The 25,846-nt window shown below is 45.1% G+C and carries 25 protein-coding genes; 3 read left to right on the forward strand and 22 right to left on the reverse strand.

The window, feature by feature from the left end; genetic code table 11:
• The 12 genes from ACFWMP_RS16585 to ACFWMP_RS16640 all read right to left on the reverse strand — a co-directional run bounded on the left by ACFWMP_RS16585 (position 1) and on the right by ACFWMP_RS16640 (position 11,261).
• Positions 1 to 1,281, reverse strand: coding sequence for a M20 metallopeptidase family protein (locus tag ACFWMP_RS16585; RefSeq protein ID WP_339248321.1), 1,281 nt, complete (start codon positions 1,279 to 1,281; stop codon positions 1 to 3).
• The gene (locus ACFWMP_RS16590) at positions 1,278 to 2,615 is read right to left on the reverse strand and encodes an LLM class flavin-dependent oxidoreductase (RefSeq protein WP_042188307.1); all 1,338 of its coding nucleotides are present in this window, start codon (positions 2,613 to 2,615) and stop codon (positions 1,278 to 1,280) included. Before ACFWMP_RS16590 ends, ACFWMP_RS16585 begins: the two co-directional genes overlap by 4 nt.
• A gap of 75 nt (positions 2,616 to 2,690) precedes the next feature.
• A complete protein-coding gene (locus ACFWMP_RS16595; RefSeq protein WP_042188306.1) occupies positions 2,691 to 3,170 on the reverse strand; it encodes a DinB family protein in 480 nt (159 codons plus the stop codon).
• Entirely contained in the window at positions 3,170 to 4,345 is a 1,176-nt protein-coding gene (gene solA / locus ACFWMP_RS16600; protein WP_339248579.1) for an N-methyl-L-tryptophan oxidase, read from the reverse strand. Before solA ends, ACFWMP_RS16595 begins: the two co-directional genes overlap by 1 nt.
• Positions 4,342 to 5,523, reverse strand: coding sequence for an amidohydrolase (locus tag ACFWMP_RS16605; protein ID WP_379424271.1), 1,182 nt, complete (start codon positions 5,521 to 5,523; stop codon positions 4,342 to 4,344). Before ACFWMP_RS16605 ends, solA begins: the two co-directional genes overlap by 4 nt.
• A 51-nt stretch (positions 5,524 to 5,574) precedes the next feature.
• The gene (locus ACFWMP_RS16610; protein WP_339248314.1) at positions 5,575 to 6,591 is read right to left on the reverse strand and encodes an LLM class flavin-dependent oxidoreductase; all 1,017 of its coding nucleotides are present in this window, start codon (positions 6,589 to 6,591) and stop codon (positions 5,575 to 5,577) included.
• 11 nt (positions 6,592 to 6,602) lie between these two features.
• Complete coding sequence (locus ACFWMP_RS16615; protein WP_379424272.1) at positions 6,603 to 7,355, reverse strand: amino acid ABC transporter ATP-binding protein; 753 nt, start codon at positions 7,353 to 7,355, stop codon at positions 6,603 to 6,605.
• Positions 7,352 to 8,062, reverse strand: coding sequence for an amino acid ABC transporter permease (locus tag ACFWMP_RS16620; protein ID WP_379424273.1), 711 nt, complete (start codon positions 8,060 to 8,062; stop codon positions 7,352 to 7,354). Before ACFWMP_RS16620 ends, ACFWMP_RS16615 begins: the two co-directional genes overlap by 4 nt.
• A complete protein-coding gene (locus ACFWMP_RS16625; RefSeq protein ID WP_042188294.1) occupies positions 8,059 to 8,844 on the reverse strand; it encodes an amino acid ABC transporter permease in 786 nt (261 codons plus the stop codon). The genes ACFWMP_RS16620 and ACFWMP_RS16625 overlap by 4 nt, the downstream gene beginning before the upstream one ends.
• A 33-nt stretch (positions 8,845 to 8,877) precedes the next feature.
• Positions 8,878 to 9,729: a transporter substrate-binding domain-containing protein gene (locus ACFWMP_RS16630; RefSeq protein WP_076286781.1), complete on the reverse strand. Its 852-nt coding sequence runs from the start codon at positions 9,727 to 9,729 to the stop codon at positions 8,878 to 8,880.
• Positions 9,730 to 9,733: 4 nt separating this feature from the next.
• Positions 9,734 to 10,249 carry a GNAT family N-acetyltransferase gene (locus ACFWMP_RS16635; protein ID WP_076286782.1) on the reverse strand — a complete coding sequence of 172 codons (516 nt, stop codon included), beginning with the start codon at positions 10,247 to 10,249 and terminating at the stop codon, positions 9,734 to 9,736.
• Between the two features lie 118 nt (positions 10,250 to 10,367).
• The gene (locus ACFWMP_RS16640) at positions 10,368 to 11,261 is read right to left on the reverse strand and encodes a LysR family transcriptional regulator (RefSeq protein ID WP_042188290.1); all 894 of its coding nucleotides are present in this window, start codon (positions 11,259 to 11,261) and stop codon (positions 10,368 to 10,370) included.
• A gap of 363 nt (positions 11,262 to 11,624) precedes the next feature.
• Between ACFWMP_RS16640 and ACFWMP_RS16645 the strand changes: the two genes are divergently transcribed.
• Positions 11,625 to 12,158 (forward strand): GNAT family N-acetyltransferase, encoded by a 534-nt coding sequence (locus ACFWMP_RS16645; RefSeq protein ID WP_379424274.1) that lies wholly within the window; start codon positions 11,625 to 11,627, stop codon positions 12,156 to 12,158.
• A gap of 135 nt (positions 12,159 to 12,293) precedes the next feature.
• Here the strand turns inward: ACFWMP_RS16645 and ACFWMP_RS16650 are convergent, their stop codons facing one another.
• The 4 genes from ACFWMP_RS16650 to ACFWMP_RS16665 form a co-directional block, all read right to left on the reverse strand.
• Positions 12,294 to 14,231 (reverse strand): YhfM domain-containing protein, encoded by a 1,938-nt coding sequence (locus ACFWMP_RS16650; RefSeq protein ID WP_379424275.1) that lies wholly within the window; start codon positions 14,229 to 14,231, stop codon positions 12,294 to 12,296.
• 216 nt (positions 14,232 to 14,447) lie between these two features.
• Positions 14,448 to 15,341 (reverse strand): sugar phosphate isomerase/epimerase family protein, encoded by an 894-nt coding sequence (locus ACFWMP_RS16655; RefSeq protein WP_076286784.1) that lies wholly within the window; start codon positions 15,339 to 15,341, stop codon positions 14,448 to 14,450.
• A gap of 25 nt (positions 15,342 to 15,366) precedes the next feature.
• Positions 15,367 to 16,224: a sugar phosphate isomerase/epimerase family protein gene (locus ACFWMP_RS16660; RefSeq protein ID WP_379424276.1), complete on the reverse strand. Its 858-nt coding sequence runs from the start codon at positions 16,222 to 16,224 to the stop codon at positions 15,367 to 15,369.
• Positions 16,221 to 17,279, reverse strand: a complete 1,059-nt coding sequence (locus tag ACFWMP_RS16665; RefSeq protein ID WP_379424277.1) for a Gfo/Idh/MocA family protein — start codon at positions 17,277 to 17,279, stop codon at positions 16,221 to 16,223. Before ACFWMP_RS16665 ends, ACFWMP_RS16660 begins: the two co-directional genes overlap by 4 nt.
• 123 nt (positions 17,280 to 17,402) lie before the next feature.
• On the opposite strand from ACFWMP_RS16665, the gene ACFWMP_RS16670 reads away from it, so the two are divergent.
• The gene (locus ACFWMP_RS16670; RefSeq protein ID WP_042188277.1) at positions 17,403 to 18,272 is read left to right on the forward strand and encodes a helix-turn-helix domain-containing protein; all 870 of its coding nucleotides are present in this window, start codon (positions 17,403 to 17,405) and stop codon (positions 18,270 to 18,272) included.
• A 180-nt stretch (positions 18,273 to 18,452) separates the two neighbouring features.
• A complete protein-coding gene (locus tag ACFWMP_RS16675) occupies positions 18,453 to 19,022 on the forward strand; it encodes a hypothetical protein (protein WP_341128221.1) in 570 nt (189 codons plus the stop codon).
• Between the two features lie 35 nt (positions 19,023 to 19,057).
• On the opposite strand, the gene ACFWMP_RS16680 is transcribed toward ACFWMP_RS16675, so the two are convergent.
• The 6 genes from ACFWMP_RS16680 to ACFWMP_RS16705 form a co-directional block, all read right to left on the reverse strand.
• A complete protein-coding gene (locus ACFWMP_RS16680; RefSeq protein ID WP_379424278.1) occupies positions 19,058 to 19,903 on the reverse strand; it encodes a glycerophosphodiester phosphodiesterase in 846 nt (281 codons plus the stop codon).
• A 194-nt stretch (positions 19,904 to 20,097) separates the two neighbouring features.
• Positions 20,098 to 20,301, reverse strand: coding sequence for a biotin transporter BioY (locus ACFWMP_RS16685; protein WP_379424279.1), 204 nt, complete (start codon positions 20,299 to 20,301; stop codon positions 20,098 to 20,100).
• A gap of 156 nt (positions 20,302 to 20,457) precedes the next feature.
• Entirely contained in the window at positions 20,458 to 21,447 is a 990-nt protein-coding gene (locus ACFWMP_RS16690) for an ABC transporter substrate-binding protein (protein WP_379424280.1), read from the reverse strand.
• Positions 21,448 to 21,577: 130 nt separating this feature from the next.
• Positions 21,578 to 22,552: a helix-turn-helix domain-containing protein gene (locus ACFWMP_RS16695; RefSeq protein WP_379424281.1), complete on the reverse strand. Its 975-nt coding sequence runs from the start codon at positions 22,550 to 22,552 to the stop codon at positions 21,578 to 21,580.
• Between the two features lie 284 nt (positions 22,553 to 22,836).
• A complete protein-coding gene (gene dhaK / locus ACFWMP_RS16700) occupies positions 22,837 to 24,597 on the reverse strand; it encodes a dihydroxyacetone kinase subunit DhaK (RefSeq protein ID WP_076286790.1) in 1,761 nt (586 codons plus the stop codon).
• 1 nt (position 24,598) lies between these two features.
• On the reverse strand, positions 24,599 to 25,735 hold the full coding sequence (locus ACFWMP_RS16705) for a glycerol dehydrogenase (RefSeq protein ID WP_379424282.1): 1,137 nt from the start codon (positions 25,733 to 25,735) through the stop codon (positions 24,599 to 24,601).
• Between the last annotated feature and the right edge of the window lie 111 nt (positions 25,736 to 25,846).

Consider the following 25,846-nt stretch of genomic DNA (forward strand, 5'->3'; position numbering starts at 1 on the left):
TTACTTTTGTTTGCCGCTGGCCGATCCATTATGCTGTATTGCGAGTCTAACCAGTATCCTCGCACCATGACCTAGCATCGCTTCATCGATATTAAACTGTGGCTGATGGATAGCATGGACTATTCCCTTCTCCTTATTACCGCAACCAATAAAGGCGAAGGCACCAGGAACTTTATCAAGATACCAACCAAAATCCTCACCAGCCAGACTTGGCTGCTCCAGCAGTATTACCTGGTCCTCTCCTAGAACTGCACGGGCTGCGTGAAGCACCTGCTGAACCGCTTCCGCGTTGTTCACTACTGCAATTCCTTCACGCAGCTCCAGCTTGTATTTCCCTCCGTAAGACTCAGCTATAGCTGCAGCATGGCGCTGTAAACCATTTGTAATTGCAGCTACCGTCGTCTTGGTAAACGCTCTGAATGTTCCTGTCAGTTCACTGTGTTCAGCGATCACATTAACAGCAGTACCAGCCTGCAACGTTCCGAAGGCCAACACCGCCGCCTCCTGCGGATCGATTCGATTAGCCATCATTCCGTTAATCTCTCCTATATATCGTGCCGCCATCTGGATCGCATCTACAGCTCTGTGCGGAGCACTATGATGACCGGATGTTCCCTGAAATTCCACCTTAAAATGGCTTGACGCTGCCATGGCATCATGAGGGTGAATACCAAGCGTTCCTACCAGAAGCTCTGGCATGACATGTAGCGCGTAGGCATAGTCGACACCTTCCAGCACGTTATCCTCAATGAGATCGCGGCCGCCTGAGAGTAATCTTCCATCAAGCGGACTCTTGACCGCGCCTTCCTCAGCTGGCTGGAAGACGAAAATGATCGTACCCATCAATCGTTCCCGGAAGGCTGCCAAGGTTCGGGCAGCCCCCAACAGCATAGCGGTATGGGCATCATGGCCACAGGCGTGCATGATGCCGTCATTGACTGACTTGTAAGGTAACTCATTGCACTCTTGTATCGGCAGGGCATCCATATCAGCCCTTAGAAGAAGAGTAGGCCCACTATTGCCATTGTCTGCTAAGCCTTGCAGGAGGCCGACCACTCCCATTCCGAAATGTTTGCCGACATTTCTCCGTACTGTGATCCCCCACTCCTCTAACAATTCTGCTACTTTATTAGAAGTGCGGACGACATCATACAGTAGCTCCGGATGGGCATGCAAATCACGACGGTATTCAATCATTTCATCCTGCAGCTGGCCGACGTAATGCATCATCTCCGCAATATTCGAGTTTTGGTGGATTGCGAATACTGGATCAACCGTCAAATTTGCCCTGCTGGTTGAGAAGCTTTGGAATAACGGTTCTCCGGCAACGGTATGCCGAGGTTTCCACGCAGCGTGTCACTTTCGTATTCAGTGCGGAACAAACCCCGCTCCTGCAGAATCGGCACCACCCGATCGATGAATTCCTCTAGTCCGTTAGGGACGGCAGCCGCGATCATAAATCCATCTGCCCCACCACTCTCAAACCAAGATTGAATCTGATCAGCTACTTGCTCCGGTGTGCCAATGAAGCTGCTGCGTGGGGTAGCCGATTGTAAGGCAACCTGTCGAAGCGTCAAGCCTTTCTCCTTCGCATCCTTTTTGATTTTATCCGTGCCGCTCTGAAAGCTATTGCGCCCCAACTCACCAAGCTCAGGGAACGGCTCATCCAGTGGATATTGCGAGAAATCATGATGCTCGAAGAATCTGCCTAAGTAGTTCAGTGCATTCTCAATCGTTACAAGGCCAGCAACCTCCTGGTACTTGCGCTCTGCCTCCTCAGGCGTGTCACCGATGATTGGAGCAATTCCAGGGAAGATCAGCACTTCATCCGGATTCCGGTCAAACGAAGCTACCCGTGTCTTAACATCGTTATAGAATGCTTGGGCATCTTCTAGCGTTTCGTGTCCAGTGAAGATAGCATCTGCTTCCTTGGAGGCGTAATTCTTACCGACTTCCGAGGATCCTGCCTGAAATACAACTGGCTGCCCCTGTTTCGAACGAGCAATATTCAGCGGCCCCTTCACAGAGAAGAACTCTCCTTGATGGTCCAGGGTATGCATTTTTTGCGGATCAAAGAATACACCTGATTCCTTGTCTCGTACAAACGCATCATCCTCCCAAGAATCCCATAGTCCGCGTGTCACCTGCAAATATTCGGTGGCAATGCGGTAGCGCTTGCCATGGTCAGGATGCTCTTTTTTGCTGTAATTTGACGCAGAACCTTCCAGAGGTGAAGTCACCACATTCCAGCCGGCCCGGCCGCCGCTGATTACATCCAGTGAGCCGAATTGACGCGCTACGGTAAATGGTTCACTGTACGAGGTAGACAAGGTACCAACTAAACCGATGTTAGTGCTGACGGCTGCGAGTGCGCTAAGAATAGTCAGCGGCTCAAACCGGTTAAGGAAATGAGGAATGGACTTTTCATTAATGTACAGACCGTCTGCGATGAAGATCAGATCCAACTTGCCTTCTTCTGCCTTCTGTACCCACTCTTTGTATAATTCAAAGTTTACACTGGCATCTGGTTTGGCATCTGGATGGCGCCACATCGACGTGCTGCCCCCTACCCCATGCAGCAGTGCACCCAGCTTCAGTTGTCTTGGTTTGGTCATGTTCATTCCTCCTAAAAGTTTTGTGAGCATAAGCTTCCTTGATTTCACTTCATGCAAAACTGACTTCGGAAGCAATCATTGCACAAACGATGCATTAGCTGCGCCCTGTTTGATTCGCTCGATCTGACCAAGATGTCTCTCCACATGTCCAGTGAAGCCGTGCACGATATCGGAAATTTTCACGGTCTCCCCTTTGAAATTAATTCCGCTTTTCTCCCAATCTTCTTCGCTAAGCCGTTCAAACAAAAGGCTGTTATAGTAAAGCAGGCTGCGGAACAGCTCCAGATTGTCGGAAGCATTGCCGCTGTTGGCGTACTGACCGCTGACCCAAGCATCCTGATTGAAGACTGGAAGCTGTGCAGTCGTAGCAGCGAGAATATCACGAATGCGGAACGAAACTACGATGCTGTGATCAGCCAGATGAGTCAGTACCTCAGTCACACTCCAACTGGCGGGTTCTGCCTTCCATTTCAGTTGTTCCTCCGTTAACCCGGCGGTCGACTTTACTAATTGATGATACGTCCTTAGATAATCACTGATTTGAACTCTGCTCATTAAATCCCCTCCAATATATGACTTGTTCGCGAATGATCCTGTGGTGCGAAACGAGATAACGAAAAAGGCTGGATGTTATGAGTTGTAACTCCACCGATCGCTATGTCAGCCAGTATTTCACCCACAACACTAGAAAATTTAAAACCATGCCCCGAAAACCCTCCCGCTATCAGCACATTGGAATGGAGCGGATGGCAGTCTATAATGAAATCTTCATCAGGCGTATGCTCATATTTACATGCAGAACCTTTTAGCAATCGACCAGCTGCACCGGGCATGTAAGACTCCAGTACCTTGCGGAGGTCACCCTCATCGCTGGCTTCACTTCCGAACGGGGCAAGCTGTGTACCCGGCTTCCATTCCAGCCCTGTATCATGCCGGCCGATCTTTAGGCCAGCTCCATCTATGCTGGGAAATCCGTAATAGCCACCTTCCTCTGCTCCTAACGTAAAGCCAGGGAAATTACCAGCAGTAAAAGCAGGGGAGCTCTCAAACCAGCCCACAACTTTGCGGATTGCTTTAATCGGCAAATGTACAAAAGGTGCCAATTTGCCAAACCAAGCTCCGGCACTAAGAATAGCTGCCGCTCCGTGATAATCGCCATGTGTCGTATGAACCGTAACGCTGCCTTCGCGAGCGGTGACATTCACTACTGGAGTGTTCGTCAACAGTTCCGCACCATGTCCAAGGGCAAGCTGACGGTAGGCGGAAATACAGCGTTCGCTGTACAAATATCCGGCATCTGGTTCATACATTGCCGCGAATGATTCTGGTATGTTCAATGCCGGCCAGCGCCGCCGGATCTCTTCGGCATCCAGATGATGGACCTGCACCTTCCGTTTCTTCGCTTCTTCGAGACGACCGTTGAAGGAATACACTGCGCTATCCGCGAGATTCAAGACACCTGAGCGGACAAGGAGTTCTGTTCCGCTCAACAGTTCCGCTTCTTTCCATAGTGTATCTGCCCGTAAAGCTAAATCAGTGTAGGCGGGGTCACCGCTGTAAGCATGCCGGATCAGCCGGGATTCCCCGTGATGGCTGCCCTGTGTATGTGGAGGATCGAATGCATCCACTAGTAGCGTCTTCACTCCGCGCCTCGCAAGATTGTAACCAGCGCTCATGCCCATCGAGCCTGCGCCTACGATAATTACATCGTAACTCTTATGTTCAGCTATAATTCTGCACCTCCACCGGAATCGTAGTACTCAAGGGAACGTACAGCCGCATCCGCAAGGAAACGTGCTGCCGCAGGCAGTGCCTGTTCATCCAGATTGAAGGCTGGATGATGCCATTCTTGGCTTCCTTCAGTACCTATAAAGACGAACAATCCCGGTACCACGCGCTGATAGAAGGCAAAATCCTCTCCGGCCAGTGAAAGCTCTGGTTTGACTGCTCGGTAGCCAAGAGCTTCAGCCGACTCTACCCCTAACGCCGCTAAGGCGGCGTCGTTGATAACCGGAGGCGGCCCTTCGATCCAGCGGACAGTGGCTTTTGCTCCAAGAGCAGCTGCCACACCAGTCGCCACTTCCCGAAAGCGGTCAAGTACTTTGCTGCGCACCGTTTCATCAAAGGTACGGATTGTACCCTCAAGCACGGCTTTTTCGGGGATGATATTCCATGAATTTCCGCTGTGAATCTGCGTCACACTGACCACCGCACTTTGTAGGGGACTGACATTGCGACTTACAATGGATTGAAATGCAGTCACGATATGCGAAACAGCTACAATCGGGTCTATCCCAGCTTCTGGAACGGCAGCATGAGAACTGCCACCCTGAACTTCAATCACAAACCCGTCAGCCGCTGCCATTAAAGGGCCCGCCGTAATACCGATCGTTCCGACTGGCAGTTCCGGCTTGTTATGCAGCCCGATTACTGCCCGGACTTCTTCTAGCGCCCCGCTAGCAATGATCCGCTGTGCCCCTTGCGCCTTCTCTTCAGCCGGTTGAAACAACAGGCGTACCGTTCCTAGTAACTGACCCTCTCGCTGCTTCAATTGATAGGCGGCACCGATCAAGGCAGCCGTATGGAAATCATGTCCGCAGGCATGCATTTTGCCGGGATACAACGAAGCATAAGCTGCTCCAGTTTCCTCCTGGATTGGCAAGGCATCGATATCTGCGCGCAGCGCGATGACCGGACCGGGCTGCTTGCCCCCAATTTCTGCGATCACTCCGGTAGACAGACCGTAATCTACGACCCTGACTCCTGCCCCCTCCAGCAGGGAAATAATATATTTTGTTGTCTCATATTCTTCGTTCGACAGTTCCGGGTGCCGATGCAGATGACGGCGTATCCCGATTAATTCTTCTCCAAGCGCTTCCGCACTCAGCTCTTTAGCTTTACTAGTCATATACAGTCACCCTCCTTTAAACGATTTGTTGTGTGATCCTGATCCGCCCGCTTATGCCTCTGCCGGCACTTCAGCGATTGCTTCGCTCAGGAGCTCAAAGGAGCGGTACCTTTTGTCAAAAGGCTGCACATTCGTAGTTATGATGAACTCCTCAACACCGGATGCCTCTGAAAGTGCCAACAGCTGTTCACGTACAGAGTTCTTTGTTCCTTTGGTAATCTCTGGTTCCAACTCTTCAATCGTGTATGCTTCATTGCTCTGGCGGGCAAACTCCTCCGCCTGTTCCCGGGTTCCAACGGTTAGCTTCTTCCCGCTTGCCAGCTGAATCCGAATCAACTTATGTGCGCCCGCCAGTTCTTTCGCTTCCTCTTCGGTCTCAGCCACCACTAGTGCTAAAGCGATAATTGCTTGCGGTTGTCTGCCCTGTGAAGAAACAAAACCGCTTCGGTAAGCACGAATAGCATCTAGCGCTACTGTCTTATCGCTATTAATAAATAGGGAGAACACATAAGGTAATCCAAGTTCAGCAGCAATCTCTGCACTGCCTACACTCGCGCCAAGCACATACAGCTCAGGCGGAATACCAGGAAGGGGACCTGCCTTCAAACCAGCCAGCGGGTGGTTTTCTTCGAGCCGGTTATGCACATATTTCTCCAACTCGATGATTTTGTCCGTTAAGCTAGGGGATTCGGTTCTTTCCTGCTGAAGCGCTTGTGTGCTGCGCGGGAGTCCACCGGGAGCGCGTCCCACTCCGAGATCCACTCGGCCAGGAGCCAGTGTAGACAGCACATTGAAGTTCTCCGCCACCTTGTACGGACTGTAATGCTGGAGCATGATGCCACCGGAGCCAATGCGGATGCGCTCTGTTTTGGCCAGCAGATGTGAGATGAGTACTTCTGGAGAAGAACCGGCTACCTGCTCAGAGTCATGATGCTCGGAAACCCAGAATCGATGAAATCCAAGCTCTTCAGACAGTTGTGCCAGCTTAATGGTATGCTGGAATGCTTCCTCTGGCGTTTCTCCCGGATAGATCGGACTTTGATCAAGTACGCTGATTGTAATAGCCATTGTTTTTCCTCCTATATGGAATAGTTAAATTCAGGTGTGATTCGCTTCAGGAACTGCTTCGTTCTTTCTTCGCGCGGATGATTAAACAGCTCTGTCGGCGTTCCTTCTTCAACAATGACGCCTCCGTCCATAAAAACCACATGATTCGCCACATCACGAGCAAACCCCATTTCATGGGTGACTACAATCATTGTGATGCCTTCCTTGGCAATTTTTCGGATAACAGCCAGCACCTCACCCACTAGCTCAGGGTCCAGCGCCGATGTTGGTTCGTCGAACAATATAACCTCTGGCTCAAGCGCCAAGGCTCGGGCAATCCCTACACGCTGCTGCTGACCTCCGGACAGCTGACTCGGGTAAGCATCCAGCTTGCTGGCAAGACCAACCTTTTCAAGCAGTGCTATGCTCCGCTTTCTCGCTTCGTCCCTCGGAAGCTTTTTGACAATTAACAGGCCTTCCATCACGTTCTCCAGCGCGGTTTTATGACGGAACAAATTGTACTGCTGAAATACCATTGCCGTTTTTTGCCTAAGCTGATGAATCTCCTTTTTGCGGGCATGTTTGCAGTTCACTTTGAAATCGCCAATGGCGATCTCTCCGCTGCTTGGCTTCTCCAGATAATTCACGCAACGTAAGAGAGTCGTTTTGCCGGAGCCACTGGGGCCGAGAATGACGACAACCTCTCCCTTCGTCACCGTTAAATCTATATTGTTTAACACCTGATTCCGACCGAATGACTTCGAAATTTGCGCAAGTTTGATCATGCTACTCCACCTCGATTGTACAGATTAATCCTTTTCTCAATGACCGATGTCACGCGTTCGATCAGAAATGTTAGTGCCCAGAAGATCAGTGCTGCCGCCAGATATGCCTCGAAAAACTTCCAGTTCGTTGAAGCCACAATCTGTGCCTTAGCATTGATATCCACCACCGAAACCGTAAAAGCAAGGGTAGATCCGTGCAGCATACCGATTACTGAATTCGAAAGATTAGGCAGACTTGCCGCCAGCGCTTGAGGAAAAACAATCCGCTTTAGTGCTTGGGGCGTAGTCATACCGATAGAGTGGGCCGCTTCTAGCTGACCACGATCCACAGCGAGCAGACCGGAACGGACGACCTCGGACATATAAGCTCCAGCAGTAATCGAGAACGAAATATAAGCAAAACCGATCATCGGAATCGAAACCGACCTAAAGCTCCAGCCGAAATGCACCGCCAGACCATCAATCAGCTCAGGAAGCCCAAAATATATAAGCAGCAGATGCGTCAGCATCGGTGTCCCGCGGATGAACGTAACATAACCGACGGCCAGCGGATGCAGAAGTGGAACTCTGTATAGCCGGATCAAGGCTACAGCCACTCCAATCACAAAACCAATCAATACAGAGACAACTGTAATATATAAGGTCGTAGGAATTGCACTCAGAATTTGTACCAGAGCAGTCCATATAAACGAGGGGTCCAGTTTCATAATCCGGTGCCTCCTTTGCCCGGTCCCAGTTCTGCAATGATGCGTCGGTAGGACCAGCTTTTGTTGATTTTAAACAATTTTTTCTCAGGCGTATTTCGTCTTTCATGCCGTAGCAGATGGTGTTCTGCTACAAGCAGCAGCTTCTCAATCGTAAAGCTGATAACCAGATAGATAAGCGCAAGCGCGATATAGGTTTCAATAAAATGCTGTGTTAAGCTGCCAAGCGTCTGAGCTTTACCTGACATTTCCATCACCCCGAGGGTAAAAGCTAATGATGTATCTTTCAGTAGTGCAATTACTAGATTAGAGAATACAGGAACTGCTATACCTAGCGCTTGGGGCAGCACGATTCGTGTAAAAGCTTGAAACCCCGTCATCCCCGCAGCATATGCAGCCTCCACCTGCCCCTTATCCACCGCCATCACAGAAGCCCTAATCATTTCAGACATGTATGCTCCCGTATGCAGACCGTAGGTTAGAATAACAAAGACAAGTACTGGAGTTCGGGTCATATCCACATGGACCAGCTTCATGATTTCAGGCAGACCATAATAAAACAAGAAGAGCTGGATAAGAATCGGAGTTCCCCGAAAAAAAGAAATATAGATTTCGGAGAGGGTCTTTAACACAGGCACTTTATAAAGTCTTGGCAGAGCTACGAGAAAGCCGACAATAATTCCTGTCAGTAGAGAACAGGCGACAATCAGAAGCGTGGTGCTTAAAGTCCCTAGTAACTTAGGCAAAAACGAAAATACAAAACTGATATCAAACTGTGCGCCCATATATTCCCTCCCTTCCCGTGCTCACCGGCTCAATCATTTAACCGAATCCGCTGTAACATCCGCACCCAGCCATTCCGTGCTCAGCTTACCCAGTGTTCCGTCCGTCTTCAGCTCTTTAATCGCACTGTCAATCGCATCTGACAGCTTTTGTGAATCGGCATCATCCTTACGGAAAACATAGAGAATGTCCGCGGAGGACAGCTCGTCGCCCGTAGCTTTTAGCTGACTCTGCGGATCAATGATCGGCAGGACAAAATCTGCAGCCAGCGTAGCGTCCACACGCCCAGTACTAATCTGTGCGACGGTATCATTCGCTGCACCGTTCTGATACACGATATTAATCGCATTGTCGTGCTCTTTATTGTAGTTCTCCAGAATTTGCGCTTGTGCGCTTGTCGCACCGACTAATACCTTTTTTCCTTTAAGATCATCCAGTGATTGGATCGAATCATTATCCTTCGCCACTACGATGCGGTTTCTCCAGTGGGCATAGGCTTCTTTGTTAAAAGAATATTTCAACTCCCGCTCCGGATTTTTCTCCATGACATGGGCAACCAGGTCGATTTTTTTAGTTTCCAGACTCAGCAGTAAATTGCTGAAATCCATGGTTTGAAACTCAAATTCATATTCAGGCAGCTGCTTATCGATTTCTTTGAGCAGTTCCACATCGAAGCCTGTAAGCTTGCCGTTCTCATCTATGAAGCAGACCTTCGGAAAAGCAGTACCCGTGCCTACGATGATCTTAGTTACCTTTGTCGAACCATTTACCGTTGCCGAAGCTTCGGCTGCATTTCCATTCTGACTACTGTTCGTGCTGTTATTTCCGCAACCTGCTATCGCCAGTGTCAATAACGATGCAATTACTAATGAAATGGACTTTTTCATTGTTCTATCCCCTTTGAATGATTTGTGGTTTATCTAAAAGTGTTTTTTTCATCAGATACATAATGCCGTCACCATTCTGCTGATCCAGTTCCAGAAACCGTTCATACCCCCGGCGTTCATACATTTGAACTAACCATGGGTGCTTCTTCGCCGTTGCCAGCGTGACCGCAGCCGAACCCAATTGTCCAGCAATAATGTGCTCTTCCACCCAATCCAGAAGCTTTCCACCATAACCTCTGTTACTGTAATCCGGATGAGCAGCAAACCATTTAATAAAAGGCAGTGGGCTAATCTTCTTAATCTCTTCTTCTTTTGAAAGTGTTATCGTCGCAACTATCGTTCCATCAACTTCAAGCACATAACACTCATTCGTAGCAATATTGTCTTCAATAAGTGCCAAGTCAGCTGTAGCCGCCGGCCAATGCAGCCCGAGCTCACGAATCAGCTCATACGCACGATATGTAACCTCAAGCAAAATCTCCGCATCTTTCAGTTCTGCCAGTCTGTATGTCTCACTCATCGCAAGCCCTCCATCCTTCCGAAATTAAATTTATAATTCCTATCGAAATAGTCGTCATTATATGCAATTAACTTTATCACTGCATGTGTCCATGCGCTAATAGAGTTTTTTAATACATCTATACAATTAGTCGATCTCCCGTTTTACCAATACCGAGTTCAAGCAGGGTTTCTATGAATTCAGCGTTCTCCCCATTTAGTGAAATCAGGCTGGTTCGTAAGGAGATGCCTTCCGTCTCCGCAATATCCACCCGTACTAACGTCCCAGCCGCTACTTCCTCTTGCACACTAAGTGCCGGAAGGAAACAGATACCTGCTTTTTTCAACACCAACTTCTTGGCTGTCTCCAGGTTATCCACCTGATATTCAATTTTCGGCGGCTGTTCCATGCTTTCAAATACTCGGTGCAGTCGCATCCAATCCAAAGACCCGCATTCAAAAAAGACTAACGTCTCCTGGCGAATATCTTCCAGCGATGTACGTTGTGCCTTAGCTAAGCGATGCCCCTTCTCTACATACAGCGAAATGGGGTCTTCGCAGAAAGGAAAGGCTTGAATGGCTGGATTTACGACCTTACGGATAAAAGCCAGATCTAGCTCTTTCGATTTCAGCTTATCAATCAATACTTCCGTAGAAGCTGTCGTCAGCTTGATCGTGATATGCGGATACCTGCGCTTCAAATGAAGCATCAGATGCGGCATTAAATAATTGGATACCGAGACAGTACTGCCGATCCTCAGTTCATTTGGAATAAGCCCCTTGGCCTGAACCTGATATTTACCGTTCTGATAGATCTGGAGAATCTGCTGGGCATAGGGAAGAAATTGCTTACCTTTATCCGTTAGGCTAATCTGCTTACCTAACCGATCAAACACTCTGCAATCCAATTCCCTTTCGAGCGATTGAATCCGTGCCGTAACTGTCGGCTGAGAGATATATAGGACTTCGGCCGCTTTATTGAAGCTTCCATAATGGTTAATGTAGACAAAAGCCTCAATATTTTCAATGTTCATCCCTACTCCCCCTAAACTAATATTAATTTTACTATTCCGATGAAAAAACAATGAAATAGAACGATGCTTTCCTATAGATTTTGTTTATATCTTATGCACCCCCCTATTTTTTGTCAACTTAAATTCCGTGTAAAATAATCGGATTTCCACAAAATTTCATTCATAAATGATAAATAATTTAAAATTCGAAACTACAGAAGCTATAGTGAATCCCTTTATAATCGACTGTTGTGTTTATTTCATATAGAGCTTTTCTATTCATTTATCAAAATAATCAAATACCCCTTATATAACTCGGAATTATCGTTTATAATGACTTCATTCGTATGAACTCTACATTAACTGAAAGGGGATCGCGAGATTATGTCACAAAAGATTATTATCCGTGAAGCTGAGAATAATGACCGTGATGCCATCGCTGAAGTGATACTGGACGCTTACCACCAATATTCGGAAATCATGCCCGAGCCGTTGTGGCTAGCGTACCGGAAATCACTTCTTAAATCTGTCCATGGCGATGCCCCGATCGTGCGGATCATCGCTGAAATCGACAAGAAAATCATTGGTAGCGCGCTCTTGTTTAGCTCCTCGGAAACGGCTTACGGTAAACCAGAGCTAGGCATTCACTCCCCTATCCTACGCTTGCTTGCCGTATCCCCATCCGCTCGCGGCCTCGGCGTTGCAACCCATCTAATTCATGAAGCTGCTAGGAGATCTAGCGAGTTGGGTGCCACCACTTTAAATCTGCATACCTCAGAAATGATGGCTTCAGCAATCAAGCTCTACTATCGCTTAGGCTTCAAACGGGCGTATGAGACCGATCTTATGAACGGGGAAACCCTGGTACAGGGCTTCCAACTAGACCTACAGACTTCCGTCCGTACTTCAGCAGGATAATTATAAAATTCAAGTACAGACTAACTCGATGAATATAACGCATTCTTAAGCATTGTCTTGAAATTATAAAAAAGAAGCCTCGGGAAGCTTCCCAATGATCTTATGTGATCATTGCGGCGAACTTCCGAGGCTCATTTAATTTCCTTTTTTATAGGTAATTTCTTTAAAACTCACAGTGATATTGCCTTCATTATCAGCATCATCCAGGTGATGATCTAAAATTACAGTTGCTTTGGCGGGGATGGACGAAAAGCTAGCCCCCTCCTGCTTCTTCTTTACATCATAGAGATAATAAGAAACATTCTTAACCTTCAGTCCTATAGTATCCTTGTACAAAAGTTCTACGGAATAGGATTTTATCACAGCTACATTAGCGTCCATCCATCCTACAACTTCAACCGCTGCATCTTCTTGGTCGCTTTCAGTCTTAATGGAGCCGATGGGAAGCCCATCCTGATTATAAAAATCAATTTTTTGGGGAACGATTTTCAAATAATCGATATCGATGTCATGGATTCGGTTTTGGTTCATCTCTGCTGTATCCATCCAGGCAATCGTGCCCGCCGGGTTCCACTTTATTTTCTCAGAAGGTACATATTGCTCTTGTGGTAAAGCTACAGTGCGTAGCGAAGCTCCTTTATTATCGTAAAAGGTTAATTGGCCGCTCTCATCATCATGTACAAATCTCTTAAAGGTTGGTGAAAGAAACAGGGATGGCGCACCGGTCGTCGAGTGAGGGATTACCGGATATTTTAGAAGATGCACATCGTCCTTTCCTTTCCTCAGATCAAACAACCATACATTGCCGAGGTAACTTTGCATAAATAATATTTGTTCATCCGCATTCCACTGGAATTTATAGATGTAGTCAGAATCATCAGAAAGCGGCCAAAAGTCTTCCCGAAGTCGCTCAATATCTCCTGTAACAACATTATAAGAGGACAAATGATATTTCCCAGCTTCTTTCGTCAGATCCGATTCCAGAAATAATAGATGATCCTCGTCCAACTTGATTAGCATATTATAGTTGTTCATAAATGCATTGTTCCAACGGTTATCGGTATCGATCAGCTCATCGCTCCATTTCACCATCACCTCATTCGTAGCAGGATCATGGGCTAGTAAAGCGTTAACTGCATTATGGTCGCCATAGAAAAAATGAATGGTATGATATAAGATTCCTTGTAATTCAACCACTGCCCCACCGTTTAATAGATAGTTATTTTCGGTTATGCCAATTGGTTTAGCCACCAGTTCTCCATTTGAGCTCCGTACTGCATTAAACTCCAGCCCCTTAAAGTTTGCTTCCAAGAATATAAGCTTTTTTAACTCGATAGTTGATTCCTTAGTAAGTGTGTAGCCTGTGCTTGTTTCGTTCACATTCATTAACATGCCTTGCTCGCTTGTTTCGTTAATCCATAGATGAAAGGCATATTTATTATTATTTGAAATTAGAACAATATCATAGTTAGGCGTTGCGGTATTTAAATTTCCTGGTATTTGTACAGCGGTACGGATGGCTCGGACGAAAGTTTCTATGCTTTCATGATCTATGTATTCAGCCTTTATGTTAGCATTCACTGAACCATGTGCTAGAGATTTCGCTACTGTGATTCGCTTAATTTCCTCGTCAATTTTTAGATTATCGGCTTCTACTTGTTGCTCATTGGGTTGAAATAAATCAAGTAAAACTACTTTTTTTGTTTCCGGCAGCTTGTAATGTCCATTTTGTCCTGATTTGGTGAAAAGACCACTATTCTCGCCCTTAATCCAGAATGAGAACTTTTCGTTTTCATTATTCTTCATTTCAACAGTAGCTTCATAATCAGGTGCTGCAATATCAAGCTTGGCGCTGTCATACTCAGCAGTATGTATGGCTTCATTGAATTGTTCTATTAAATTATTGTCCGTTATGGTCATGGATTCACCGCTATCGTTCTGGATTGTTATGGAATTAACAGAGCTCAGATCGATCAGGGTTTCATTCACTTTATCCTTATTCCCTGTATTGAAACATCCAACAATGATTACTGAAATGACTGCTAAAAGGGCTAGTAGATTTATCTTTTTCATATAGGCTCCCCCTTCGTATTCTCTCTTCTTTAACGCCAAATAGAGGATAAAGTTGCAATAAATGAGATTAGCAATTGGATCAGATTCTTATCCTGAACTATGTAAAATTGTTTGTAGCAATAAAAAAAGCCACCGTACAGGCCTGTTCTCCTGTAAGGCAGCTTCTCTTTTATCCCAAAGGTTGGATGAACTATTTAATCATTATTACTACCATGCTCAGACCCGAAAAGCCTTTAAAAAATTCACAGCCTGGCGGATATCTTCCTCTGGATTAGTGCCAACTTCCCGTTCTATGGTCAGGAAACCTGTATAACCGATGTCGTTCAGCGCTTGCAGATAATTGTTCCAGTCGACAGAACCTGCTCCAAGTGGAACTTCACGGAACGCCGAGCCGGTCTCGGCCATTTCAGCCATCTTCTCATGGTCTAATGCGGGTGCTTCATAACCATATTGACCGTAAACATCGCGTGGATCGATATCGGCAAGTTTGAGACCATCTTTAGCATGGGTGTGTACAATGTAGTCTTTTAGTGTATGAACACCTTGCACGGGATCATCACCAGTCACCATCACCATGTTGGCCGGGTCAAAATTAACAGAAACCCCTTTGGAACCCAAACCGTCGAGGAACGTCTTCAGACGCGCAGCGGGTTCTGGCCCAGTCTCAATCGCAAAGTAAGAATTCATCTCATGCGCGTATCTGCTTAGTTCCTCACAGGCGATGTGCATGGTTTCATAAATTTCACTGGTGTGGTCAGAGGGAACAATACCGATATGTGTAGTTACGATATCTGTACCTAGCTCCTTGGCCAGCTCCATAATGCGTTTGGACTTTTCGATTTTGGCACGATTCTGTGCAGGGTCCTGAAATCCATGTCCGCCTAAATCTCCAACGAGGGCAGAGATTTCGAGGCCCAGTGAAGCGATGTATTCCTTCCATTCACGGCGGGCTGAAGGAGAAAGGTTAGCGGGATCAAATTCACCTTGTACCGCATAAATCTGAACTCCATCAGCCCCTGCTTCTTTTGCCTTGCGCAACCCCTCTTTTACTCCGACCTGAAAACTGTCTACGATAACGCCGATTTTGTTAGTGATAATTGGTTTAACCATGGTAATAATCCTCCTTTAAAATGAATTAGATTTGGTTCCAAACCCGCTTGATGTATTCTAACCCAAGTCTTGTCCCCTTACGGCACTCTTCCATTCCCTCAAATTCTACAGAGATATATCCATCGTAGCCACTTTCCTTAACGGTTCGAATGACACTCGGCATATCGATGTCTCCTTGACCAACGATGGCACCCCTCAACCAGTTCCCACCAGTAGACTGGAACCAGCCTTCGCCAGGCTGGCGATCCTGCGGACGAATATAGAAATCTTTGAAATGTACCATCGAAGCAAGCTTAATATTGTTAGTCACAGCAATAAGCGGATTCTCATCTGCGCACAGGAAGTTACCAATGTCGAGTGTTGTACGGAAGTTATCTCTTCCTACTGCGTGAACCAACGCCTGTACACGATCGCTGTGCTGAATAAAGTATCCATGATTCTCCACACTGGTCGTGATGCCCAAACCTGCGGCATAATCGGCAATTTCTCGACAGGCTTCAGCTAAATGTGGAAGCTCTTCCAGAAAGTGCGCAATAGATAGATCATTTGACGAGGCTACATCATGCCGCATCCGCTGAATGCCTAATGCCGCGCAGACGTCTACTTCCCGCTTTACCCGTTCGACTTCACGCTGTCTTTCCGCTGTCGCCAGACCGGCAAAATTCGCCCCGATAGCATAATTAGACAACTCTAGTCCACGACCTGCTGCCGTACGTACAATCTGATCAATTAGCTCAGGATTCTCAACCAAATTGATGCCCAAGGGTACAATCTCCGCATGCTCCGCGCCCAGATCGGCGATCGTCTCAATGACTCCTTCAAGCGTAAGCTCACCCGTTGAAAAAGCTGAATGCAAACTGTAGGTACTGATTCCTAGCTTCATAGTTTCACCTCTTCGCCTTTGGCAGCGGATTCATAGATCGCGCCGAGAATCTTCATGATTGTAACACCGTCCTGCACAGGACTAATCGGTGTAGAGCCGTTGCTGATGTTGTTCGCAAAGTGATTAATCTCATTTTGAAATGCACTGTTGAACTCAAACCCCTTATGATCGGTCTGCGGATAGATATTGACGATCGTATCCGACTGTTCTTTGACGAGGACTATCTCAGGATCAATTTCAAACCCACCCTTGTCACCGTACAGGCGGACCGAGCGCTCGTCTTCTTTGGCATGCAATGTAAAGCTAACATCAACCATCAGCGAAGCTCCATTCTCAAAACGAATTAGTGCATTTGCTAAATCTTCCACCGTATTGTTCGCTGCGTCGTAATCAGCGGCTTTATAGAAAGAAAGGTTCTTGATATTGGAACGATTGCCGAGCTTCCGGTAAGTATTGGCACTTACTGATACTGGATTCGGACGGCCCATCAAATACCAGCATAGATCGATCACATGGACGCCGATATCAATCAATGGTCCGCCGCCGGAGCGTTCAATATCACTGAACCAGCCGCCGGGATTACCAAGTCTCCGGAACGTCGTTGCCTTCGCATAGTAGATTTCACCGAATTCTCCTTGTTCCACCAATGTCTGAAGAAGCTGGGCATTAGAGTCATAACGTCGTACAAAGCCTACTTGTAAAATTTTACCTCTCTTTTCCACTGCCTGCTGAACCTGAAGTGCTTCTTCAACCGTGCGGCAAAGGGGCTTTTCCACAAGTACATGTTTGCCTGCCTCAAGTGCCGCGATGCTAATCTCAGCATGAGAGTTGTTCCATGTGCAGATGCTGACTGCATCTATTTCGGAATTAGCCAGCAATTCACGATAATCCGTGTATACGTTCTCCACGTTATACTCAGCAGCAACAGCTCGTGCACGCTCTTCATTCAGGTCACAAACCGCATATATGATTGTCTGCGGATTATTCCGATAAGCACTTAAGTGCATGCTGGAGATAGAGCCGGTTCCTATTACGCCAATTTTGATCATATCCATAAATACTCTCTCCTTTATTTTGCATAGGTTATGATTCGTATTATAATGATTTCAACCCTAAACACCATGCAGAACCTTGCGGTTTCATTTGTACAATTGTGCTATAGGAGGTGCAGTCAATAAATGTTGGACTATGATAAACATCTACAGGAACCCATGGACATGCCGGATCCCGAGTTTCCGATTAAAGTACATACCCAGCGCTTCAACCAAGAGGGAGTTTTGTTGTTCCCACATCATTGGCATGAGCATCTTGAGTTTCTGTTTATCGAAAGCGGTGAGGCTGTTTTTGAATGCGGACGAACACCGATCAACGTACGGGCTGGTGATTTAGTTGCTGTGAACAGCAACGAGCTGCATTATGGGGTGAGCGCTTCTTCTGATTTATTGTATTATGCGATCATTGCAGATACTTCTTTGCTGCATAGTGCGGTAAGCGACGCTGCCGAGACCAAGTTCATCGCCCCGATTCAGCAGAACCAGCTGCTGTTACGTAATCATATCCGGGGGGATCAGCACATTACAGACTGTGCGCTGGCGATTATTCGGGAACTGGAACTTCGCGAATTTGGATATGAGCTGGCCGTGAAGTCCGAGCTATACCGCCTGCTAACGTTGCTATTGCGCAGACATATCGTCACCGTACTCTCACAGGCTGAGCAAGAAAGACGTATTCAAACCGTTGAACGCTTCGCACCTGTTTTGCGTTATATCGATACCCATTACCAGGAGCCCATTCAAGTTGACGAACTTGCGGCTCTAACAGGGCTAAGCCGCTTCCATTTCAGTCGTCTCTTCAAGGAATTAACTGGTCATACGATATCGGAATATATAAATGCTGTCCGTTTAGACCGTGCAGATTATTTGCTAAGGCATACCCAGTTAACGATTTCTGAAATCGCTACCACAACTGGCTTCAGTGATATCTACTATTTCAGCCGGACTTTCAAAAAACATAGAAAAGTACCCCCAAGCAGTGTGAGAGGGTTCTAGTTAGGGTGAACAAAGGAAGCAGTCTTCTACTTGCTATCGCTCCTTAATTTTAACATCAAAAAGGTCAGGAAAGGGTAATCCCCTCTACTGACCTTTTTTTATTTTATTAATTGCATAAAAGAAACTATCTTCCATCTTATGGGTATAATTAACATAACAAAAATATAGGAGGAGATTTCATTGAGAAAAATAATTAAACTGACTATATTAGCACTTTGCATAATGATTCTACCGGGAACAATGATTTATGCCGCATCGAACCAATCAGAAGTTTCATTATATTTCAATAATGTGGTACAAAAACAGGCAGCAGTAATATCCGAGGGGGAAATTCTCTTACCTGTTGAACAGCTCTCTAAAAATTTGTTTGCTTTAATCGCTTTAGATGAAACAAGTAAAACGGTTCGAATCTACAAGCCAAATGTGAACATGGTATTGCTTGATAACAATGGAGAGATTTTCGGTAAGGTAAAAAGCCCTGCTCGGTTTGCCTTTTCAACCTTATTACAAGTAGATCATTTAAAAACAGAAATTTCAGATATAAAACTTACGATCACTGATCCCGCAGATAAAACAGAAACTATCGATAATCAACAAATTAAGAAAAGTGAAGAAAACTTTTGGTTCAAAACTAACGAATTTACTTATTCGTTTAATACAAAAGGCACCTATACTATTCAAGTGTTTTTTAAAGACGTAAATTCAAAAACATGGTATCCTGTCTCTGAAATCGATGTATTCGGCATATGAATTTCCGATAGTTGAATTCCCGTTTCCGTACTTCCTCACTTCTTATTATTCTTAATCACTTCATTAAAACGGTCAGGAAAGTTGGTATGTACCCCGTCTACGCCCCAAACCACGGCTTTGTCCATATTCACTTGATAATTCACTGTGTACGGAAATACCTTTAGACCCGAATTTTTCACCTGTGCGACATAGGAGGAATTTATTCTTTGAAAGTTAGGGCTAATACCAACTGCATAAGTTTTCACCCGATTGATAAAAGACTCTGGTACTTTGTAAACCGGAATATTATACCAAACAATTTGATAAAGCGGGATCTCTGGGTTAATCGAATGAAGCTTACGTAAACTCGCCTCACTAAATGAATGTACGGAAACATGATCAGACAGATTATATTTTTCAATTTGTTCGTTTAATATGGTTTCGATATTCGGATACAAAGCAGGATCTTTAATCTCAATCATATAGTCCACTTCTTTTCCAAACCTTTCAAATACCTCTTCTAACGTCGGAATACGTAATCCAGCATATTGTTCCCTAGCAAACATGGGATATTGTTCGTTAAACCAAGAGCCAGCGTCTAATTTCGAAAGCTGCTCTAAAGTATAATTCTTAACATACCCCGTTCCATTTGTCGTACGATTAATAGTTTCATCGTGAATAACAACAGGAACACGATCCTTAGTTAACTGAATGTCTAACTCGATATAATCGGTATCCATATCAATGGCTAGTTCGAATGCAGGTATAGTATTCTCAGGAGCATATCCCGAAGCGCCACGATGAGCAATGGTATAGACTTTGTCCGCAGGCTCGAGAATTTCCTTCACTTTAGTACGAATCCATGGAGAATAGGCATACATTGAGGTACATAATAAGATCAACAAAAATATGTGAATAAATATAAAGTACATTTTAGAATTTTGAATCCTTTGCATAAAACTTCCCTCTTCTTTTCAAAATTTTATTGTTGTTTACTTGGTGCTGTTTTTTATATCTTATCCAGATAATTACCATTCATAATCCTATCAAATCTCCTCTTGATTTATAATTATGTAAAACCTGGGATTATTCTAAGCTATATCGCAATGATGGCTGCAATAACCGCTTTAATGATATCACCTGGAAGAAAGATCACCACACTTGTTAATCTAGCCCAAATGGAAGTATTCGTAATCAATGCCATGATAGGCGCACCTATCAGATTAATCAACATTACACCAAAAATCAAATTTACGACAATCAGATTCCAAGTTCTGACATACAGCGAATCATGCAGCATATACAAATTCTTTGATTTTCATGAAAAAACCTACATAGGAAAATTGAATGTATTGATTAGATTCATAAAGTTGGAAGAATCTCGAACTAAAAAAACACTGATCCAGATTAGGATCAGTGTTTTTTAGCTACACATTTTATTTTAAACAGAATAGCTTTACTTGTTGATATGTTCCTTGATTTGTTCAGCGATTTGTTCCAGCAATGCCTCTTTCCCCAATGCAAAGAATGCTTCATTGTAATTTTGTCTGCTTGTCATGCGATATATATTTTTCGATTTTACAGCTTTTAGGCTGCTCCAGACCTTACTTTGGTCTAGAACATTCCGGTCATTATCAGATAATAAAATGATGTGGTCTGGATTAAAGGTAGACAGTGCTTCTAGACTTGTTACTTTTCCTCCCCATGGGTCTGGTTCCGGTGTACCTGGCGCGATGAGTAATCCAAGATCATTAAAAATCATATCTGCAATACCTGTGCGGGAATAGATCCGGATTTCTTTCTCTGTAGCTTCGATTACCGCAAACGTTTCTTCTTTAGTTATCTTTGTGATTTGATCATGCAGTTGTTGAGCACGTTGATCATAGGCCTTCAGCCACTCATCCATTTCTGTTTTCTTATCAAGTACCTCTGCAACAAAGGCAAACCGCTCTCTAAAAGCATTAAAGCCATAAGGAACCCTCACTGTTGGAGCAATCATATTTAGTTGATCATAGATTTTCTCTTGCGTAGGCCCTGCCAGTATCAAATCAGGACTTGCTGCACTAATCGCTTCCAAGTTAACTTCCGTTTGAAACCATCCAACGGGCGTTACATTAGGCAGTTCTTTTTTTAGAATAGGTGTGATTTCCAGTGAATTAGCCATGTCTGTATTCCCGGTAATCACAGGTTTATATCCAAGCACTAAAAGTTCTTCAGTTGAGCCAGATACATCGGCAATTCTAACCGGGTTTACCGGTATTTCAACATCTCCCTTGGCGTCCTTAATGGTACGTGTTTCGGAGGAATTCGTAGCGACGGGTTCAGATTTCACCGCAGGTGGGGAGTTCTCCCCTTGAGCCTCCTGCCCTGAATTCCCACATCCGTACAACATCACCATCATGAATAAGGCGATTCCAATATAAGAGATACGTTTTAAACTGAACATTTTTTCCAACCCTCTCCAATCTATTGATAATCATTCTCACTACTAGCAAGTCCGATCATACACTCTGCTGATAGGGCTGAACTACCGATAGAGGGATTGAATAACGGTTTAGCGGATATTTATTTGTTGTCTAACGTTTTTTTATTATTTCAGAAGGATTTATTCCATATTGCTTCCGAAACGCCTCCGCAAAATGACTAAAGTTGTTGTAACCTACCATCGTCGCTGTTTGACTAACACTACTCTCCCCGGAACGTATGATTTCCCATGCTTTTTCTAAACGTTTGTTCCGTAAATAGGCAAATACAGTCGTACCATACTCTTCCTTAAAACCAACTTTTAATTTGTATTCGTTAATACCCGCCAGCTTGGAAAGCTCTATGAGTGATGGAGGGTTTGCCATTTTCTCGAGTATGATTTCCCTGGCTCTCCGAATGCTTTCCCGGTCAGTGCGAGATAAATGCAAGCTACGTTTAGTATGATTCTGCTCAAAAAGAAAAGCGCCCAAATATGCGGAAAGGAGTTCTAATGCCTTACCCTCTGCGTATAACCTGCGCATTGAGGTATGATATGGGCAATCTCTCAATTGAACCAATATTCGGGAGGTTTCTGGAAGAATAGGCATACGGAACATACGAAATGATTGTGTATCTAACAGCCCGGATAAACTGCAAGTATGTAGAGATCCTTGCTCTACCATCCATGAATCGAACAGTGTTACCGGTACACCAATGGACAGTAAACGGATGGGTTCAGCACTGCGATAGTGAAATTCGGCTTGGAAATCTCGCATGAGCTGCAATGAACAACTGTCGGGCACCAACTCGTGACTATTGCCTGTTACCTGAACTTCTCCGCTGCCCTGTAGACAAAAGCTTAGCTCAATCATAGCTGCTTCGGATTGAACTCGGATTAAACGATCCTCAGTGAAACGGTAATCACTATCTACAATTTCGATCCCGGAAGATGTGATAACCCTATCGACGTATCCATGGTCACTAGGTTGTGAGAAATGCATTCGCTCTGTGGTGTCCCTTATAGCCGGAGTCTCAAACAATGCATTGAAATACCCGTTATAGATGTTATGAATTGATTTTCTTGTCATTAATTCATACCCTCAGCAGATCTGTAGTATGCTGTAACCCCAATGTAGTGTTTTATCATGAGGAGATCACCTTTATTCATGTATTAAATGATAACGATTATCATTTAGATCATTATATCCGAGACATTAGCTAAACTGCAACGAACAGTTTATGAGGAGTGTTAGCGTATGATTCCAAATACAAACACCCCCTCATCCTAATGGATAAGGGGGTGTCGATTTCTGTTAATCAGCTTTTAACTTTCGTAGCATTATTCAGATCCGGATTCAGTTTATATTATCTCTTATCTCATCGATTTAGCTAGCTCTGTGAAAATAACTCCAAGCGCGTAAGCTCCTGCATCCGGATAACCAATGCTGCGTTCACCTACCGTGCCTGCTCTTCCCATACGGGCGACGATATCGGAAGTCTTCCGGGCACCGAGAACTGCCGCCTCAGCAGCTTTGATAGCTGCCAGCTTTATATCTTCGCCTTGTTCTGCGCTTTGTGTCCAGGCATCCGCAAAAGGTACAAGCGCATCAATTAAAGTCTTGTCTCCAACGACAGCACCTCTTCCGAAAGACCTTTCGCCCGTATCTTGAATTCCTTTGACGACCGCTTGCATCATATTGGCAAATTCCTGAATGGATAACTCCTGCTTCTGCAGCGCAGTCTTGCTCGCAGCGCGGAAGCCCGATCCCCAGATCGGCCCGGAAGCTCCTCCACAATGCTCCATAATGATCAATGAACAAGCATCAAGGAAGTCACCGATATCGCTGTGATGATTAGCTAGAATATCTTCCCATTCTACTTTCAACTGCTTAAAGCCCTTGGCTACGCTCATCCCAAAATCACCATCTCCGGCGTGGGCGTCTAGCTCGCAGAACGGTACCTCATTCTCGATAATGACCTCACTCATTTGATCGATCAAAAATACGATATTTTGTAAGGAAAACTGGTTGTTCTTAATTATCGCTGCTTCAGCATCCGTATTATTCTTGAAGGATACTGTGCTGTCTGCTTTCTCTTCTTTGATGACTTCCGTATATTTTACAGGCTCAAATGAACCTTTAACCGACAATGCCGGAGTATCACACGGAGCAGACAACCATTTCTTCAGCGTCTCATCCAGCTTCATAATCGACACTGATGCGCCAGCCATATCGATGCTGGTCATATAATTGCCGACAAATACTTTAAATACTTGCTTATTCTTCGCCGACAATTCACGGATCACAGAATTATTCAACAAATAAAGCTCTTGCAGTGGTGTTCCACCAAATCCATTGATCAAAACAGCAACTTCGTGCTGCGACTCATCGTTCATTTGCAAGTTGCTCAGCAAGGACGTAACCATTCGCTGCGCGAGTTCATCCGCTGACACGGCTTTTTCTCTGCGAATTCCAGGTTCACCGTGAATTCCAACACCGTATTCCATCTCATCCTCTTCGATATGAAACGTCGGGGTTCCTTTGGCAGGAACGGTGCAAGATGTAAAGGCGAAGCCGATGGTGCGAACATGGTCAATTGCATGTTGCGCCGCTTCTTTTACTTCCGTCAGGGACAGTCCGGCTTCTGCCGCAGCCCCGGCTACTTTATGAACGAGAACAGTTCCGGCCACCCCTCGTTTCCCTACGGTATAGAGACTATCTTCAACGGCAATGTCATCGTCTACTTTGACATATTCCACTTGTATGCCATCTTCACTTGCAAGATGAGCCGCATTTTTAAAGTTCATGATGTCACCGCTGTAGTTCTTAATAATAAGCAGCGTTCCCTTTTTACTTGCAGAGCTACGGATCGCTTGGTAGACCTGAATCTGGGATGGAGAAGCGAACACATCACCGCACACGGCTGCATCCAGCATACCGCTGCCTACAAACCCGGCATGGGCTGGTTCATGCCCACTTCCGCCACCGCTTATTAGTGTAACTTTATTGGTGTTGATCTCTTTTTTAGAAATCACTTTGAATTTATCGTTGAAATCCAGCTCAGGATGCGCTAAGACAAGTCCATTACACATTTCCCGGACTAGCGTTTCCGGCTTATTCATAATTTTCTTCATCTTAAAGCTCCTTACTTAATTTGTATTGACGGCCTAATTGGTCAGCAGCCATAATCGCCGATGCTACGGCTTCTTCTGTAATTGGGAACGGCATCGAATGAATCGATTCCTCAGCAATACAAGCTTTTTTAGCAACCTCAAGAAGTTCTTCGTAAGTTACTTGCTCGACTCCGATATCTTCTAAGCACACCGGAAGCCCAATAGACAGGCAGAAATCCAATACTTCTCTTAATTCGGTACGGTCTGCATTTTCAAGCACCAATTGAGCAATTGTACTGAAGGCTACCTTCTCACCATGATAATAATGATGTGTTCCTTCTAAAGCTGTTAAACCATTATGGATCGCATGAATCGCAGCCAAACCTCCACTTTCAAAGCCTAGTCCCGATAACAAAATATTGGTTTCAATGATATTCTCCAAGGCTGGAGTTACGATATTCAGATCGCAGGCCTGCTTCGCCTTGAACCCATTTTCAAGTAAAGTGTCATAACACAGTTTGGCAAGACCTAGTGCGGTTATCGTTCCTTTAGCTTCCCCACAAACACCTTCACGAACCCCGCAAGGCAATCCCGCATTCACATTGGAATAAGAATTTGCTGTAGCTCTTGCTTCGAAATAAGTGGAGAGTGCATCACCCATCCCTGCAACAAGAAATCTTGTTGGCGCTTTGGCAATGACTGTTGTATCGATCATAACTACACTTGGGCTTTGCTTGAAATAAGCATAATCATCAAACTCACCTTCTGGGGTATAGAGTACCGCGGAGTGGCTTGTTGGTGCATCAGTTGCTGCTATCGTTGGAACGATAATCAATGCTTCACCTTCTGCTACGCATTTTGCCGTATCAATCGCCTTACCTCCACCCAACCCAATCGTACATGCACATTGATGTTCCTTAGCCAGAGCCTGTAATCTTGCGACTTCTTGTCTTGAGCATTCCCCATGGAAGCCACTTTCAACAAGCGTTATATTAAATTTCTGTTTAGTTGACTCCAATTTATCTTTCACACGTGTAACATCATCTGGATGTGCAATGAGCAGTGCGGAATCACCGAATGTTTTTACAAAATAGCCTAAATTCAAAAGTTCATTCTCACCTTGCACATATTTCGTCGGACTGATAAACGCTCTTCTCATTTTCATTCCTCCTAGGTTGTATATAGTTATTATTATAGATTGCTCTATTTCGGTATGCATGAAACAATAAGATCAGAATAAAGCGTTTTCTTATCGAGTTTTTTTGTCTTC

It is taken from the genome of Paenibacillus sp. NPDC058367, assembly GCF_042723305.1.
Lineage (GTDB): Bacteria > Bacillota > Bacilli > Paenibacillales > Paenibacillaceae > Paenibacillus_AQ.